Consider the following 18,383-nt stretch of genomic DNA (forward strand, 5'->3'; position numbering starts at 1 on the left):
TGTTTTTTATGCACAGATACGCTGTGCTGTAGTCTTAAATAAGCTGGGTGCATGTGTGAGCAAAGTTTTGGTATACGCATGTTGCGGATGACTCAGTACTTGATCGGTTTCACCGTATTCCACCAGATGGCCATTTTTTAAAACGGCAACTCGATCAGCAATTGCTCTAACTACCCCAAGGTTATGGGTCACAAAAAGTAAAGTTACGCCTTGCTTTTGCAGTTGTTGCAACAGTTTTAAAATAGATGCTTGTACTGACACATCTAAAGCAGAAGTAATTTCGTCGCAAATCAAAACATCAGGCTGACATAACAGCGCTCGTGCAATCGCTACACGTTGCCGTTCTCCGCCAGATAAATCTCTTGGGTAGAGTTCTTGAACCTGTGGAGGAAGCGATACTTGTTGAAGTACTTGAACGACCTTTTGTTGAGTTTCTTGCTGAGATGTAGCAAAAAAGTGCTGAACCACTTTAGTGAGTGTCTGTCCTATGGTATGTGCTGGATTCAAGGCTTTATATGGATTTTGAAAGATATATTGCAGTTTATGTCGTTGTGTTAACTGACGTTTTTGTCCCTGCAAGGACAATACTTCATCTGCTAAAATCACCTGACCTTCTGCATTTTCATTCAGTCCTGCAATCACTCTAGACAGTGTGGTTTTACCTGAACCAGACTCCCCGACTAAGGCCAAACATTCTCCACGCTGTATTTGAAAAGAAACATCGAAAAGTGCTTGTTGCTGGCCATACCAAGCATTGATATGTTCTACTTTAAGCAGTGCCTGTTGATCTGTTTTTAATTCAATCAGATGCGGATCAAGCTCTTGAAAATTGATCACGCCCACTTCATCCCAATGATGACAAGCAACAAAATGTGGATCAAATGCTTGAGATAACAGGGTTAATTTCGGTTGCTGTTGATGACATAATTCGCTAGCGAAAGTACATCTTGCGGCAAAGGCACATCCTGTTGGACGGTCATTCGGTGCGGGTGCATGTCCTTCGATGGGGGATAAATATTTACGAATCGACACATCGGGGATGGCATTGAGTAAACCTTGGGTATAAGGATGTTTTGGCGTTTCAAATAACTGGCTTAATGCAGCATCTTCTGCAATCTGGCCTGAATACAGGACGATTACGCGATCTGCAATATCTTTCACCACAGTCAAATCATGTGATACATAAATTGCTGCGACATTATATTCGCGACATAATTTACGAATAATATTCAGCACTAAAGTTTGGGTTGTAACATCCAATGCTGTTGTCGGTTCATCCAAGACAATTAAGCGAGGCTGTAACAAAAATGCCAATGCTAATAAAATCCGTTGTTGTTGCCCGCCGGAAAGCTGATGAGGATAGCGTTTTAAAAACACATCATCCTGAGGCAATCCCACTTCATCTAAAATTTTAGCAACTCTATGATTTCTTTCACTACTGGATAAGCGTGATTGATGGACTTCTAATAACTCAAGTAGATGCTGTCCAATTGTTAATGCTGGATTTAGTGCCGTTCCCGGATCTTGGGCAACGTGACTGATTTTATAACCTCGAATTTGACGCAAAGCGTGGTCGTCAAGACTGAGGATATCTTGTCCATCCAGCGCAATTGTGCCTTGAATAATTTTGGCACCATGTCGTGCATAGCCCAATAACGCACTCGACAATGTGGTTTTACCTGAACCACTTTCTCCCACCAATCCAAGGACTTCGCCCTCGTTTAAATGAAAAGAAATATTCGAAACCACATGATTGCCTGTGTTGACCAACGCCACCGTTAAGTCTTTTACCTGTAGTACCGTATTCTTTAAAATCTCTGTCATGGTTACTTTTCCTCAATCCGCGCTGCGGCACGCCCTACACCTTCAGCCAACACATTGGTTCCCAGCGCAAACAAAGCAATTAAAATCACTGGTGCAAATACTGCCCACGGTTGAACCAATAACCCAGCACGATTTTCATTAATCATCAGGCCCCAATCGGCTGCAGGAGGTGCGATACCATAACCAAGAAAAGCCAGACCAGATAACATGCCAACAGCCCACGTCAACATCACCCCAAGATGAATTAATAAGGGTGTCAGCATATTAGGTAGGATTTCACGGAATAAAATATAGCTTTTCGAATAACCTAAAATTTTGGCGGCCTCTACATACTCTTGCTCAACCAAATTTAGCGCAACACTTCGTGCAAGACGTACTACCCCAGGAATAAAAGCAATCGAAACAGTGAGCACAATCAGCCATGGCTCACGCCCTAGCATCGAAACGATTAATAACACTAAAATCAGATCAGGAAATGCCATAAAAACATCGGTAAGCCAAGTCACAAACTGGTCAACTTTATCTCGTGCAAAAGCAGCCAATATGCCTAAACTGGAACCAATAATTAAAGCCACCAGACTGGCAGCGAGGGTCATCCAAATAATTGAAGCACCACCCGCTAATACACGAGACCAAACATCATGCCCAATATAGTCATAGCCAAGAAAAGCCTGTGCTTCAGGCGCACCATAGGTCATACCCACTAATGCAGTTGGTTCAAAAGGAACCAGCACTGGGCCAATAAGCGCAAATATCAAAACTAAGCTTGTCACCACAAAACCAAAACGGACTTGTCGCTCAGAAATCAAGGCTTTGAAAAACTTACGTTGATACCAATGAAGTGTACTCATTTCCCCTCTCCTGAATTGATATTCTTCAAGGCATTACGGCGATCGACAGGCTTTACCGTAATCGGTCGACCAGATTTCCATAAACGTAATGCCTGACGTAAACCAGGTGAGCGGGCTTTATGTTTTTTTGCAGTGCGTATTTTCGGTGTGAGTAAAGTGGTCATTAAGTCTGCAATTAAATTGACCACCACCACACAGATGGTCAGCAATAACACAATCGCTTGAATGGTAGGAATATCCCGCATTTCAATTGCTGCATTCAATGCATTGCCAATTCCGGGATAACTAAATACAACCTCGATAATTAAAGCCCCACTGAGTAAAACCCGTATAGTCAATGCCGTGCCTTGTACCACGGGCACTAAAGCATTAGGTAAAACATGCTTCCAGATAATGCGATGCTCTGGAATACCGCGTAATCGTGCTGAAGTGACATAATCAGACTCTAAGGCATCGATCATTGAGCCTCGCACAAGACGCATGAGATAAGGAATAAGCGATAAAGCTAACGTTAAAATGGGTAAAATTAAAAACTCTAACTGGCTAAACGGAGACTGCCCAGGAATCAGCAATGATGCAGCAGGTAATACATGCAAGATCGAAGTTGAAAATAACATCATCAGCCAAATGGCAATGACAAATCCGGGTACTGCTTTAAAAATAATCGAACTAGATACAATGATTCGGTCTAGTTTGCTATCACGACGTAGCGATAACCAAACCCCAAGTAAAACTGAAATCGGTACAGTGATTGCCACCACCAAGCTACTTAAAGCAAGCGTATTACCAAAATAGTTTTGAATAATCTGTAATACAGATACATTAGAATCAATTGAGCGTCCAAAATTACCTTGTAATAATTGAGTCAGCCAATTCCAGTATTGCACCAATATCGGTTGAGTCAGCCCCAATTGTTCACGCAGTATTTGAACCGTAGCTTCTGGTGCTTCTGGTCCTAAAATGACCCGTGCAGGGTCAGATGGAAGCGCTTGAGTCGCGATAAATACAATTAAACTAATCACAAAAATCACTAAAATTCCTGACACGATACGGGTCAAAAACCAAGGTAACCATGCAGGAAATTCAAACGACTTGGCGATAGCTGGATGTTGAATCGAGCTTTCAATTTTGCTGGCTTGAGTCGTCATTATCACTCCCCTTTACGCCAAAACTCATCAGTTCGCCATGCTGCAAAACCGGTTCGATCAGGTGTTACACCACCAATCTGATGAGAATGTGCATCTAAAACATTGTTAAAACCCCAAATCAGTAAGCCACCTTGTTCATGCTGAATTTGCTGTGCCTCATGCACCAGAACTTTGCGTTTTTCCAGATCAGGCTGTTGCAATGCGTGATGCACCAGCTCTGTAAAACGGGCTTGATTAAAACGGGTTTTGTTATTGGCTGCACCGGGTCCATCAATCTGCAATACCGTCAATAAAAATGGACGAGAAACATTTGAACCAGTACTCAATGCCCAATCTTGTTTGACTGCATCTGCAAATGTTGCAGCTTCAACTTGTTTAACGTTTACAATCACGCCAGCTTGCGCTGCATGTTGCGCAAACACCAAGGCGGCATTGCTATCTGGTCCTGTATATAAATCAACTTTTAAGTTTTGATCAAAACCAGCGGCTTTTAATAGTGTTTTAGCTTTGGCTAAATCTTGCTTACGCTGTGGAATTTCATGGTTATAAACAGGATCACTAAATGAATACAGATCGTTGGCAATTCGCCCTTGTCCCGCCAATGCCCGTTTCACTAAATCATCCCGATTGGCAATCAAACGAAATGCTTGTCTGACACGAGGATCATTAAACGGTGCTTTAGTGGTATTCATGTCAAAGGATTGCCAAGCATCTGTTTCAGATGAAACAACATTCAGTCGTTTATTGGCTTGAATCAAAGATAAATGCTCGGCACTAATACCCGATGCAATATCAATTTGCCCTGATTGCAAAGCAGCAAGACGCCCGGTTTGGTCTTTAAAATCTATAATTTCAATGGCATCTGCATAAGGCTGATTATCTTTCCAATAATTTTCAAAACGTACGAAACGGGAACGTTGACCTGGGGTAAAACTTTCCAGTTTAAACGGGCCTGCTCCGACAACATTCTTGATTGGGTCATAATCTGTTGGAACAATACCGCCCCAACTCATCCATGCTTCAGGTAAGGCTACTAAGCCTTTGCCTTGAGCAAATGGAATTTCAACGGTGTAATCATCACGCTTTTTAATCGCATCGCGCTGTAATGAATACAGATAAGCCGCAAAGGGAGACGCCAGTTTAGGATCGGTCAAACGACGTAAAGAGAAAATGACATCATCGGCTGTAATGGTTTTACCATGATGAAACTCAAGCCCTTTCTTTAACCGAATCGTCCATTTAGTGCCATCCTCATTGGGTTCTGCAAATTCAGCAAGCGCCAATTTAGGTTGAATATCTCGCCCCCACTCCCATAATTTGGCATATAACGGCCAACCTCTAAAGGCACTCGACATTCCAATCGGCTTATGGGCATCTAAATTTCCAGCTTGATTACCATTAATCACCCCAATTTTGATCACTCCACCTTTTTGCGGTGTGGCATGCTGGCTTGTATGTGCAGCAGCTTCATTTGCTGCTGAGGAATCGGAACGAGAACACCCGATCAGGCTTGCTGCTGCAATCGTACCTAGACCTAAACCAGTATTTTTAATTAATGCTCTACGCGTAATTTTACTCATAGGATTCTCCTTTTAAACCACAATTTCTTGATTCAAAAGAGAATCTACAGAGGAGCGTTTTTTTAACTTCGGCAACTCAAAACCATGATCGAGCTCAAGTAAAGGAAACAACAAGTCTGCAACACGGTAAACTTCAGTAATTAAAGGAAAACCCGACAAAATAAATGCAGATGTACCGTAGCTTTCATATTCTTGGATACGTTGAGCAATATTTTCAGCACTCCCGACCAATGCGGTCCCTGCAGCGGGATTTAAGATATCAAAACCAAACAGTGATGGCCCTGTCCAAATATTTGGATAAATTTCAAAATCTTTAGCTTGAGGTAATATCCCCTGACGTAAGCGTTCTAAATTTTTTTGAACAATCGGGTTATTACTTTGATAGCTTTCAAAAGTTTCATTGGGTGGAAGCTGACGTTTTACTGCTTCAATCGCATAATTCACATCAATTTTATCGAGTAGAGACTGCGCGTATTGCCACGCTTCTTCTTCGGTTTCACGAACAATAATTTGTAAGCGAGTTCCATACTGCAAAGTTCGCCCAACTTTAGCGGCTTCTTTTGCAACCTTACTGAATTTTTCTCCCAGCAGCGGCGGTGTGTTGGCAAAACTTAAATACACATCCAGCAATTCCACTGAATGTTGTACCCCTTTCGCTGATGTGCCAGCTCCCCACAGCGGTACGCCTTGTTTTTGGGTTGCCCCATGCCATTTTGACATCGGTGAAGCACCCTCTTGACGTGGAGCCACTTGAATAAACTCACCCTGAAAACCAGATTTATCGCCTAAATAATTCTGTTGAAATGTGCTCCAGTATTCTTTACTAAAGTCATAGCGTTCATCATGTGAATAATGAATACCCAAAGCGGCAAGTCCCTGATCATTGCCATTGACCACATTAAACAACAAACGTCCTTGAGAGAATGCGTCAAAAGTTTGTGCATATTTGGCTAAAACTGCGGGTTGAACTTCACCTGGATGCTGTGCAACCAAAAACTTCAGGCGTTCAGTAAAAGGAATTAAACTCGCAGCAACCGCCAGTGTTTCATACTCACTTGTACCCATGAGCGAACCGTAAAACCCCAGACGATCTGCGGTAATTGCAATTTGTTGCAAATGTTCATAATCGGTATCCCAGCGTCCCGACTCCAACCAAGGATAGGGACCATCAGGAGAGGTGAGATACCATAAAAGTTTTACAGCCATAATATTCTCTATATTTGTTTTAAATCATGTTTCTAATGGAGTGGAAGTAATCCCAGTGATTTTGCTTTTTCAGTCAATCCGCTCATTTTCCACTGTTGCTGTAACACCCCTTGCCCATATTCACGACTTCCTCCAACCAGTTCTGCTAACAGTTGAATTTGAGCACCTTCTTCAAGCAATAAAATAAATTCAGCAGTTTCCTGTAGACCTTGACGCCCCCAAACTGTGGCACCGCCATTGGCTTCCAAAATAGCCCGATGCTCAATATCAATCTTGAGTTGATCTAAAATGAAATCGACTTCTGCCTGACGGCGATCGATATAAATCGGTAATTCATTAAATAAATGAAAACGCTGAACAGGCACATATCGAATCGGTAGGGTTCGGTGTGTTTGGGCCCAAGCACCTAAATTCGGTGCATGTACATGAGAGATTGTGGTGACATCTGCATGTTCACGAAACAGTTTGTTATAACGGCCACCAGCACCTTTTCGTCCCAATAAAACTTCACCATCAAGTTTCTCTACCAGTACTTTGCTTTTTTTATCTCGTGACCAAGGACCTGCATAGTTAAAAGTCACCAAGGTATTCTCAGGGGCGCGTTCAACAAAATTGACCGTGCCATTGGCAGTGATTGTGCCCGTCTCACGGAACACCTCAAATGCAAATTCAGCTTTTTCACGGTTGCGTTCAATAAAATCATTGAGTTCAGTGGAAAGTGGCGATTGAATCAGTGTAGTCATGATAAATATCCTGTTTTAACGTTGTTTATTTTGGCGACGCTTTAAAACTTCGAGTAATGGGCGATGATCGACCCATGTATCAAGATCTACGTCTTTTTCAAGGAAGCCATGTAACCAAAGAAAATCTTTTTGTTGTTTTAAAAGCTCAAGGCGTTCTTCACTTAATGAAGGGTGTAAAGATTTATGGAAATTATTACGATACGCTGTAGCCACACTTTCAGCACCCGCAATGGTTTCATCTTGTAGAATAACCAGCACTTCATCTAAATGATCTTCAGCCCAATCTGCGGTATCAAAAAGCTCTTCCAGAAAATCCACGACGACATCAAAGTGATGTTCCAATAAATCTTCATGTACCGTGATAGGACGAGGTGTCCCGTTGTTCACACGTGAAGTCACATCTGCAAATTGATCTAAATCGATACCGACTTTTAAACCACGTTTGGTGGCAGCCTCAACAGCCGATGCCCCTTTGACATACACGGCATCCACCTCACCTGTAATCAAGGCATCAAGGCCTGACCAATAGGCACTGGCATCACGATCTTGTTTCGATTCAGCTCGCTCAGGAACTTCAATAAAATCAACATCACGAAAACTTAAATTTGCAAGTTGTAAAGCCCCTCGAATACCTTGCAATGACATGGCTCTAAAAATACTGCCTGCACGTTTATCGGCATATTCAGGTAAAGCCACTTTGGCATTTTTTAAGTCTTCAGGTTGACGAATTGCTGAATCAGGTCGAACAATAATCACTTGCCATTCATCAATCCAAGTTAATCCAATCAGACGACTTGGGGCACCTTCTGAACGTGCAGCCAAAGCAGGTACATTGCCACCCTCACGGAATAAAGCCGGAAGCTGATGATCAAAATGATGCACAGACAAGCCTTTACGCGCATCTTGCAATACCGCAACATCAATACCATGTCGCTCAAATTTTTCGACTAAGGTGCCGCGCTTTAATGAGATTCCTGTTGCAGTGGGTACTGGACATCGTGTGACCCAAATTTCAGATAAAGTACTTTTTACAAATTCTTTAGAATTTTCTTTTTTATCGACGACAAGTGACATAGGTATTCCTTAAGATACTTCCAATTTCATATCACTTGTATTGAGCAGCTTTTATGCCAATATTTATTTTTATAATTTTCAATATCTTATGCAAAATATAATTTTAATAAATGTTTAGATTTCATCACTTGTTTTAGATTTAGTGTTGTTTTATCAACAGCGCTTTAAGCAAGCCTGCCTTGAGACAACACCCCCATCCGCTTTATTTTTGATTAAACAGATTTATATGATTTAAAGCGCCTCATTGAATCAACATACAGCACCATATAAAAATATAGTGCTGTATCGCTTAAATTAAAAATCGATAGAAGCCGACAGCATATAAGTTCGAGGCGCACCTAAGGCTAAACTGGACAATTGTGGCATGCCCCAATAGGCCTTATTGGTCACGTTATTGATACTCGCAGCTAAGCTCAGTGGAAAACTTGAAACATTGGTCTTATATCTCGCCCCAACATCAAACAGTGTTCGTCCAGAAGCATGTAGTGTATTTTCCTGATTGATATATTGCTTTGAAACTGCTGTGGCATTTCCAGTCAAGGTTAAACCCTGCAACATCGAAATATCCCACTCCATGCCTAATTTCGCCTGTTGCTTGGCAACCCCAGTCGCAGTATTGCCTTGATTTTTACCACCTGCAGTTTTGGTTAATTCAGGATCAATATAGGCAACACCACCGATTACACGAAGATTCGCAATAGGTGCTCCAAAGAAGCTCCATTCAATTCCTCTATTGCGCTGCTCGCCATCAGCAGTAAAAATATTGCTGACGGGATCGGTATAGCTACTTGGTTTTTCAATTTCAAACAGACTCAAAGTGTTTGAGAATTTCCCTAAATCCATTTTAATCCCAAGCTCTTTTTGCTTTGTTCTAAAAGGCGCAAAAACTTCACCCGCATTTGCCGCAGTATACGGTGCGGTTGAGCCTTGGCTTAAGCCTTCTATATAGTTTGCATATAAGGAAATATGCGCTGTGGCTTTAAACAATATCGCAGCCCCAGGTGTGGTGGCACTTTCATCATAACGTGATGTTCGACTGCCTGTAACAATATTAAAAGCTTCACTCAGCACATTCTGTTGTCGTACACCCAAGGTCAATTGGACTTGATCTTGAGCAAAAGATAAGGTGTCCGCAATCCCATAACTGTTTAAACGAGATGCTGTTTTAGAAATATGTGGCGCATTAAAGCGAACTGGATTTCCCCAAACTGGATGATAAAGATTGGTGATCCATTCAGCCCCAGCCACGTTTCTTACCCCATAGTCATTTTGATCATGTTGGTAATACGTTGCATTGACAACCCATTGGTGACCAATAGATCCTGTATCAAATTTTCCTTTTATGCCCAGATCAGCTGATTTCTTTTCAAGATCAAAAGCCAACTGACCAATCTTGGTTTCGAGCCTGCCTTGACTGTCGAGCACGGTCGCTGACATGGCACCATTATATTTATAATCGGTTTTACTTTGTCCATAAGTGGCATATGCCATAACTCGATCACTCAAGTCATATTCGCCACGAAGCATAGCGCCCTTATCTTTGGTTTCAACAAAAGACCAGTCTGGATTTAATAGTGTGTCTGGTTTTGGTGGTTTAGGAATCGCAACCCCTGAGAGTAAATTAATCCCACGGTTCACACCATCTACTCGATCCTCAGCTGTATAGAGATCTGCTGAAATACGTGCACTTTCACCACGCCAATCCAGACCTAAAGAAACTAAGGCTGTTTTTTTATCTTGGTCTTTAATTGCCCCTGTTCCATCACGATATACTGTATTTAAACGTACACCAAAATCTTTATTTTGACCGAAACGTCTGCCGATATCGAGATGTCCACCAAACTGTGAATCAGACATATAGGTCGCGCTAAAACGCTGCAGTGGATCATCGCCTGCACGCTTGCTGACTAAATTGACCATGCCCCCCACCGATCCTGCTGGCGGCATACCATTGAGTAATGCTGTAGGTCCTTTGAGTACCTCAATTCGTTCAAACATTTCAGGAGAGGTTCGATAAAAAGGTGTGATGCCAAACATGCCGTTCATTGACATATCACTTGTACTCGAAGCAAAGCCACGAATATAGTAGTTTTCACTCCATCCGCCACTGGCACCATTGGTAAATACAGATGGGTCGGTTTTAGCAATGACATCGGTAATATCTTTTGCCTGTTGATTTTCAATATATTGGTCTGTATAGCCAATGCTATTAAATGGCGTTTCTAAAAAGCCTTTTTCACCTAAAAAACCCAACTTATTCTGCGAAGAAATCTGCCCCGCTAAAACACTGTTTTTTTCATTCACAGCTTGTACATGGATGGTGGGTAAATTTTGCAATGCCTCGTGATCTGATGATGGCAGATCAGGTGTTTGCGCATGAATTGTTGAGATCGGAATCACCAAAGTTAATCCGAAACCCAACAACAGTTGAGCAGAAATCAAGTTTTTCAGTTTAAATTGCGGGCTTAAATCTCGGCACTGTGGTTTCAAAGCGTGCTGAAAAAGTGGATGACCATATTTCATATACAAATTTCCTTTCATTTTTTAAGCACAAGTTTCCCTATCACACTTTTTTTATTGAAAAGTATGCTGTAGTCACTTGTTCACGGTATGGGTGTTTTGGCTAGAGTTTATCTGGCTATAAATTTATCGTGTAAAGACCTAATTCATAGCTGATACCCCTTGATGACATCATCAATTAAAATATGCATGGAGGTTGGGCTTGCCGCAGTGATGTACCAAGCATCTGCATCAACAAAAACCACTTTGCCATTTTTCCATGCTTTGGTTTGGCGTAATAAAGGATTACTCATCCGCTCAGCATCAATCGTCGGACGATGTTCCATGACGGCTGTACGATCGACGATATACAAAATATCGGGATCAGCCTGTTTGATAAATTCACTAGAAATCGGTTGACCATGCAAACTTGTATCTACCACTGTACTGGCTGGTTTTACCCCGAATGCATTAAATACAAAGCCATAACGTGACTGAACCCCAAAGTTGCTAAAGGCACCATTGTTATGTAAGACCACCAAAGCTTTTTCAGGACGATTTGCAGTTATTTTTCGTACTTCTGCTACTTTGGCATCCAATGCATCTACTTTTTGCGTCGCCAATTGCTGTTGATTAAAGATCTGGCCTAAAGTGATCAAATGCGCTTTAATCGCCTCAATGTGATGCTGCTGACTGTTATTGAAATTGATGTCATAGTGCACAGTTGGAGCAATTTTACTCAACGCTTGATACTGATTTGCTTGCAGTGGCGTCATTAAGATGATGTCTGGTTTGAGTGTGTAAATCCGTTCCATATTGGGTTGAACAATCGCACCTAGATCTTGAACCTTTTGATCATCTTTATACTTTTGCAAAAAATGCGGTACATAATCTTTGGGCATACCCGCAATAGGAATACTCAGTTGATCAAGAAAATCAGCTTCATTCATATCCAATACCGCAGCACGTTGAGGATGATAGGCAATGCTGGTGGTTCCTAGTTCATGTTTAACCATGATCGGGGTTGCTAATTTTTGAGCCCCTTGGTTCGCATCAGCAGCAGGTTTTTTGTCACATCCCGATAAGCTGATTGCGGCTATCATGCTCAGTGCCAGAGTCCAGCCGTTATTTTTCCATTTCATGTGTATTCAAGCTCCTGTTGAGTTGAAGTAGTTGCACATACAGCCTTGTTCACTGTAGGTAATTTCAAAATCAAGTTCATACAAATCATCTAATTGTTGCGCAGTAATCACCTGTTTGACTGGGCCACTAAAACGTAGTTTGCCGTTCTTCAAGGCAACAATATGGTCAGAATAATTCGCTGCAAAATTGATGTCATGAATCACCAGAATCACGGTACGCCCCTGTTCATCACATAAACGACGTAATGCATGCATGATCTGAACAGCATGTTTCATATCAAGGTTATTTAAAGGCTCGTCCAATAAAAGCACCTCAGTCTGCTGAGCAATGGTCATCGCCAGAAAAGCCATCTGCCGTTGGCCTCCACTCAATTCATCGATATAGGCTTTACGTAATGCTTCTAAATTTAGAAATTGAATCGCCTCATCAATCACCTGATGATCGTTTGCGGTCAAAGCACCACCGCTATAAGGGAACCGCCCAAAAGACACCAGTTCTTCTACGCTCATGCGTAAGTTAAAGCTTGGAGACTGTCGTAAGGTTGCAACATATTTGGCATATTCAGCCGTTCGGATCTGGGTAATATCTTTCTGCTGAAATAAAATTTGACCTTGATCAGGGCTCGATAAATTCGCCAGCATCATCAATAAAGTTGATTTACCCGCCCCATTTGGACCAATGAGTGAAGTCACCTGCTTTTCAGGAAATTCAATATTGACATCTGAAAGCACACTTTTCCCCCCATAGGATTTATGGATATTACGCACCCTAATCATGAAACACCTCTGGCACGAACTGTCAGTACAAGAAAGTACACACCACATACCAAATTGACTAAAATACTGACTGTCGTTTTATAATTAAAAACATGCTCAACTAAAATCTGAGCGAGAATAAATATGGCAATCGCCACAACACAGCCGATGGCTAAGGTAAATTTATGTTGATGTGTTCCGGCGAGTGCATAAGCAATATTGGCAATAAACACCCCCATAAATGCGGTAGGGCCAATCAAGCTGGTTGAAATTGCAACCAAGACGGCAATCAAGGCAAGATAAAATTTGACGTATTGATGATGATCAATCCCCAATGAAATTGCCTGTTCACGACCGAGCACCATCACATCCAAAACAGCATATTTTTTTCTCAGTAACCCAAGAACCATAACAACCGTCACCACTGCATAAATTAATGTTTCAGGTTGAGAACGATTAAATGAGGCATAGCTGAGTCCTTGAAATACTGCAAACTCACCGGGGCTTATTTTGAGCTGGATAAACTGAGTGACGGTACTAATCACCATAGTGAGTACTAAGCCAAATAACAGTAGTTGAAAGACATCATTGCGCACTCGGGTCAGCAACCAACGGTGCATTGCCCACGAATAAAACAGCATCAGCAAGATTGAAACAAAGAAATTTCCATTTAAACCCAGCCATGACAATCCAGAAGTGCCAAGAAAAAACAGCAACATGACCTGCCATAACAAATAGACGGCTTCATAGCCCATGATGGATGGGGTTAAAATACGATTGCCGACGATGGTCTGAAAGATAATCGAAGAAAATGCAATACATATTCCGCCAAGCACGATGCTGGCGAGCCGAACCAGCCGTTGCGGAATGACATAAGCAAAATCAAATCCTGCATATAGAAAGACAAACAATACCGCCAGCACCATTACGCCGAATACCAGCATCGATAGCTTCAACTTTGTCACGATCGAAGCCCCCTCAGAATCAACATCAGGAATAAAACCCCACCGACACCACCTGCAGTTAAACCAATCGGCACTTCAAAGGGATAAAGTACAGAACGTCCGATAAGGTCACAGACCAGCAGTAAAGAAGCACCTGCCAAAGCCACAATAGGTAAGGTTTTTGCCAAGTTTTCGCCATACATCAAGGCAACCAGATTGGGAACCACCAATCCTACAAAAGGAATAGCGCCAACGGTAATCACCGTTGCTGCAACAGTGATTGCAACCAGCAACAAGCCAATTGCAGCCATCCTTGCATAGCCTAGCCCCAGACTTGAGGCCATTTCCTCGCCCATCCCCAGTACCGTAAAGCGATGAGCAAAAATATAGCTCAGTACCACGATGGGCAAAATGATATAAATCATTTCATAGTGGCCTTGAATGACTCTTGAAAAGTCCCCCATCAGCCAGCCTTGCATGCTCTGCAAAATATTATTGCGATAAGCATAGAACTCTGCCAATGCACTCAATATGCCGCCATACATCAAACCAATCACAGGCACTAAAACGGTATTCCTAAATTGGATACGGCGAATGATGGCGATATAAATCAGACTGGCAAGGAAACAAAAAAGCATCGCAAACAGCATTTTACTGAGTACACTTGCGGCTGGAATAAGGGTTAATGACACTAAAATTCCAAGCTTGGCGGCATCCAAACTCCCAGTTGTACCCGGTTCAACAAAACGATTTCGGACAATATGCTGTAAGATCACACCACACACTGACAAGCCCACACCCGTTAATACAATCGTGATCAAACGTGGAATCCGACTTGCACTAAGGGTGAGCCATGCATCACTGGATGCAGAAAATAAGTCTAACCATGCGATTTGCTGAGCACCGAGTAGTAAGGATGCGATGCACAACATACCAAACAGTAACAATAAAACGACAGGCATTAGGCATGCTCTCCGACCTGTACATTTTTGCCTAGTCGCCATCCTTTAACCGCCTGCCCCTGCGCTAAATAACGGGCATAATGTCCATGCAACAAGCGTAATTGTGCGGGTGTTCCCTGCTCAATCACTCGGCCTTTTTCTAATACCGCAATGTGATCTGCAGCGGCAATTGTCGAGAGTTGATGTGCGATCACCAATATTGTTTTTTGCCCCCGTAAGCGATTCAGCAATTCACAAATAATCGCCTGATTTTCTGCATCTAAAGCGGCAGTTGCTTCATCCACCAAAAGAATAGGTGCGTCTTTAATCAACGCGCGTGCAATGGTAATCCGTTGTCGTTCACCGCCTGATAATCGTACACCACCTTCTCCCACCATACTTTCAAGACCATCAGGAAGACGCGCCAGCATTTCTGTGATGCCCGCTTGCTGGACTGCCTGCATCACCTGATCATCGGTTGCATTGGCTTTACCCATACGAATATTCTGAGCAATCGAGCCCGAAAACAAATAGTTGTCTTGGAAGATTTGACTGATCTGTGTAGTCAGTTGTTCATAACGTAATTGCTTGACATCCACCCCACCTAACAGCACTTGCCCTTGATTGACATCAAAAAAACGAGCAACGAGCTTGGCTAAAGTGGTTTTTCCAGAACCAGAAGCACCAATCAGCGCCATCATACTGCCTGAGGGGATATATAAATCCACACCCTTTAAGACATCAGGCTCATCCTCTGCATAACGGAATTGAACATTTTTAAATTCAATCGATGCATCATTGGGGCTTTTAGAAATCTCAACTTGTACTAATGCTTTGGCGTTAAAAATCTGTTGTATGGCTTCAAGTTGACTGCCTGCACTACGCAATACTTCGCTATAGCTTGCAACCTCAAGCAAGGTGTCAATAAATCGACAAACGAGGAGCAGTGAAACGGTAATGTTGACAATGTCTGCCAATAAGAGCTGATTTGTGCTGTGGATGTTTAGCCAAAACACCGTAACAATCAAAAATACCGCAAACACAATTTGAATGGCCCAGCTATTCAATACCGCAGATAAGGACGACATTAAAATAAGCTTTAAACCGAAATGTCGTTGCTGGTCTACGGCTTGATGAATAAATCGGGTGCTACGACCTTCACCATTAAAAGCACGTAAAACGGATTGAGCTTGCGCAAACTCCACCATACGTTGGCTTGTTTCAGCAAAACTCTGTTGGTATCGCTCATCTGTAAAACGAGCAATTTTACTGGTCAATCGAAAGACCAGCACAATCAACGGAAGCGCAACCAATGCAATCAAGCCGAACACACCATGTATACATAACAATGCGATGACAATGACCAAAGGCGTGATCACACTGCTAATCACAGGGGTAAAAACGTGTGCTGGTAATTGCGCAACCGACATCATGCCTTGAGTGACAAGATGATTGAATTGAGTGGTATTTTGTTGGGTAAACCAACCGACTGGTAGACTTGCGGCATGATGCCCCAAACGCAGACGGGCATTTTCTAAAACAGCAATACCAACAGCAATTCCCATTTGCTCCACTACGCGGCGAAGACACCAACACAGGATGATTGCAAAAAATAATAAGATCAGCCAAAGCGCCATTTGATCAAGATTAGCAAGCATCAATTGAGACAAAATCAACGCCAACATGATCAGGCTCAGGCCACAAAACACAGCATATACAACTGCCATCGCCAGATAACGGTGAAGAATAGTGACATCATCACCCAGCAATTGAGAAAAGGTTTTTAGCATGATGCTTCTTCCATTTGCGTGTGAACATGCTTTTCGGTATAGGACCATAATTGATGATATAAACCTTGCTGAGCGAACAACGCCTCATGGGTACCCTGTTCAACAATTTGTCCTTGATCAAGGACAAGAATTTGGTCAGCATTCATAATGGTATCTAAACGATGTGCAATAACTAAAAGGGTTCGACCTTGGGCAAATTTTGAAAGTGCATCCTGAATTGCAATTTCATTTTCAATATCAGCAGCAACTGTGGCCTCGTCCAGCACCAATATCGGTGGGTCCAGTAAAATTGCTCTGGCAATACTGATCCTTTGTCGTTCACCCCCTGACAACTGAGCATCTTTCCCCACAATAGATTGATAGCCTTGTGGAAACGCCATAATGCGATCATGAATATTTGCAGCCTTTGCTGCGTGTTCTATTTCTTGTTGGCTAGCATTTGGACGTCCGAGTGCAATATTGTCACGTACACTGGCATGAATGAGACGGGTATCCTGCAAAACAAATCCTATCTGTTGATAAAGTGTGGTGGTTTGAATATCGCGTAGATCTACGCCACCAAGCGTGATCGTTCCTGCAACAGGATCAAAAAAGCGTAGCAACAGCTGAGCAATGGTTGACTTCCCTGCACCCGATGGACCGACAATTGCGGTGATGGTTCCATACTTAAGTGAAAAATTAAGATCAGATAGCACTTGATGCTGCGCTGTATAGCCATAGCTGACTTGATGAAAATCAATACTGCTGTCTTTAATCTGTAATTGTGGATTCCCTTTGGCCATCGGCAATACTGGTGTATCCAATAATGCCAAAATTCGCTGTGCGGCAGCCTGACTGGCCTGTAGATCATGTAATAAGGTATGTAACAATAAAACGGGAGCACAGATGGTTGGTGTAATCAACATAAAAGGCAGTAAATTTATGGGTTTAAGCCAACCCAAAGAAATCAATAGTGTTCCACTCAGCAGTACAACACCTAATATGGTGATCGGTGAAATCATCGCATGGGCATGTGCCATAGATTTAACTAAGGGACGAGTAAATATTCGAAAAGCATTTGCAAATGAATGAACGGCCTGCTGATAGCCCTGTGAAGCCTGACCACTTTTGCCAAAGGTTTTGACGACGGGTATCGCATGGATAAATTCAACAGCGGCACTATTGATCTGCCCCAGCTGATTGGCAAATTGCTGAATATTATTTCCACTAGCACGCATGGCTTTGCGTAAAAATATGACAAAGCCTAAAAATGGCAATAATGCTAAAATTGCCATGCGCCAGTCCATCATCAATAGAAAAATTACAGCAACACTAATTGTGCCGAATGCACGTCCAACAGCGGGATAAAAATGTGCAGTTAAACTATGCAGTAGACCAATGTCATCCTGCATGATTTGTTTAACTTCTCCCGAACTTCTGCCTGTAAACCATCCCAGAGGAACTTGGGTCAGATGCTGGGTTATCTTGCTTTGCAATTGCCCAGTAATTTCATGATCCGCCAAATGCGCGATTAACTCACTGACGGTCAACAAAAGCATGCCGAGCAACAAACACCCAATACTGAGTAACATCATCCATAGGATTTTATCGTCACCCTGTTGTGATCCACCGAGTGTAGTTACTTCGGTAAATATAGTACTGATCACCCATGTAATCGCGATCAAAGGCACCAAGGTGAGCATTGAACCAACCGCTGCCGTGACCGAAGCCAAAATTAATTTGAGTCGAATTGGATGCAATATAAAATTCAATGGATTTGAATACTGAGCCTGAACTTTTTTTACATGACTTGCACACATAACAGTAAAAATCCTGTGTCTGATCGTTCACATCCATCCGCTTTTGGTCAGTTGATTCTGACTAAAACTCCGCTAGACATGCCATC

General features: G+C 42.4%; 14 protein-coding genes. All 14 read right to left on the reverse strand.

Features of this window, described 5'->3' with window-relative positions; translation table 11 throughout:
- Positions 1 to 6 precede the first annotated feature (6 nt).
- The 14 genes from ASC84_RS07160 to ASC84_RS07225 all read right to left on the reverse strand — a co-directional run bounded on the left by ASC84_RS07160 (position 7) and on the right by ASC84_RS07225 (position 18,297).
- Complete coding sequence (locus ASC84_RS07160) at positions 7 to 1,824, reverse strand: ABC transporter ATP-binding protein (protein ID WP_056513026.1); 1,818 nt, start codon at positions 1,822 to 1,824, stop codon at positions 7 to 9.
- Between the two features lie 2 nt (positions 1,825 to 1,826).
- Entirely contained in the window at positions 1,827 to 2,675 is an 849-nt protein-coding gene (locus tag ASC84_RS07165; RefSeq protein ID WP_004717521.1) for an ABC transporter permease, read from the reverse strand.
- A complete protein-coding gene (locus ASC84_RS07170; RefSeq protein ID WP_056513030.1) occupies positions 2,672 to 3,823 on the reverse strand; it encodes an ABC transporter permease in 1,152 nt (383 codons plus the stop codon). The genes ASC84_RS07165 and ASC84_RS07170 overlap by 4 nt, the downstream gene beginning before the upstream one ends.
- Before the next feature lie 2 nt (positions 3,824 to 3,825).
- Positions 3,826 to 5,403: an ABC transporter substrate-binding protein gene (locus ASC84_RS07175; protein ID WP_056513032.1), complete on the reverse strand. Its 1,578-nt coding sequence runs from the start codon at positions 5,401 to 5,403 to the stop codon at positions 3,826 to 3,828.
- Between the two features lie 12 nt (positions 5,404 to 5,415).
- Entirely contained in the window at positions 5,416 to 6,609 is a 1,194-nt protein-coding gene (locus ASC84_RS07180) for an LLM class flavin-dependent oxidoreductase (RefSeq protein ID WP_056513035.1), read from the reverse strand.
- Positions 6,610 to 6,641: 32 nt separating this feature from the next.
- Positions 6,642 to 7,352, reverse strand: a complete 711-nt coding sequence (locus ASC84_RS07185; protein ID WP_056513038.1) for a class II aldolase/adducin family protein — start codon at positions 7,350 to 7,352, stop codon at positions 6,642 to 6,644.
- 15 nt (positions 7,353 to 7,367) lie between these two features.
- The gene (locus tag ASC84_RS07190; RefSeq protein ID WP_004823403.1) at positions 7,368 to 8,426 is read right to left on the reverse strand and encodes an ABC transporter substrate-binding protein; all 1,059 of its coding nucleotides are present in this window, start codon (positions 8,424 to 8,426) and stop codon (positions 7,368 to 7,370) included.
- Positions 8,427 to 8,720: 294 nt separating this feature from the next.
- Complete coding sequence (locus tag ASC84_RS07195; RefSeq protein ID WP_056513041.1) at positions 8,721 to 10,949, reverse strand: TonB-dependent siderophore receptor; 2,229 nt, start codon at positions 10,947 to 10,949, stop codon at positions 8,721 to 8,723.
- 143 nt (positions 10,950 to 11,092) lie between these two features.
- Positions 11,093 to 12,067 carry a siderophore ABC transporter substrate-binding protein gene (locus ASC84_RS07200; RefSeq protein ID WP_056513044.1) on the reverse strand — a complete coding sequence of 325 codons (975 nt, stop codon included), beginning with the start codon at positions 12,065 to 12,067 and terminating at the stop codon, positions 11,093 to 11,095.
- A gap of 6 nt (positions 12,068 to 12,073) precedes the next feature.
- Positions 12,074 to 12,844, reverse strand: coding sequence for an ABC transporter ATP-binding protein (locus ASC84_RS07205; RefSeq protein ID WP_056513049.1), 771 nt, complete (start codon positions 12,842 to 12,844; stop codon positions 12,074 to 12,076).
- Complete coding sequence (locus ASC84_RS07210; protein WP_056513052.1) at positions 12,841 to 13,767, reverse strand: iron chelate uptake ABC transporter family permease subunit; 927 nt, start codon at positions 13,765 to 13,767, stop codon at positions 12,841 to 12,843. Before ASC84_RS07210 ends, ASC84_RS07205 begins: the two co-directional genes overlap by 4 nt.
- Before the next feature lie 17 nt (positions 13,768 to 13,784).
- Complete coding sequence (locus tag ASC84_RS07215; RefSeq protein ID WP_056513055.1) at positions 13,785 to 14,729, reverse strand: ABC transporter permease; 945 nt, start codon at positions 14,727 to 14,729, stop codon at positions 13,785 to 13,787.
- Complete coding sequence (locus ASC84_RS07220) at positions 14,729 to 16,498, reverse strand: ABC transporter ATP-binding protein (RefSeq protein WP_056513057.1); 1,770 nt, start codon at positions 16,496 to 16,498, stop codon at positions 14,729 to 14,731. The genes ASC84_RS07215 and ASC84_RS07220 overlap by 1 nt, the downstream gene beginning before the upstream one ends.
- Positions 16,492 to 18,297 (reverse strand): ABC transporter ATP-binding protein, encoded by a 1,806-nt coding sequence (locus tag ASC84_RS07225; protein ID WP_056513059.1) that lies wholly within the window; start codon positions 18,295 to 18,297, stop codon positions 16,492 to 16,494. Before ASC84_RS07225 ends, ASC84_RS07220 begins: the two co-directional genes overlap by 7 nt.
- Between the last annotated feature and the right edge of the window lie 86 nt (positions 18,298 to 18,383).

This window comes from Acinetobacter sp. Root1280, from assembly GCF_001425285.1.
Taxonomy (GTDB): domain Bacteria; phylum Pseudomonadota; class Gammaproteobacteria; order Pseudomonadales; family Moraxellaceae; genus Acinetobacter; species Acinetobacter guillouiae.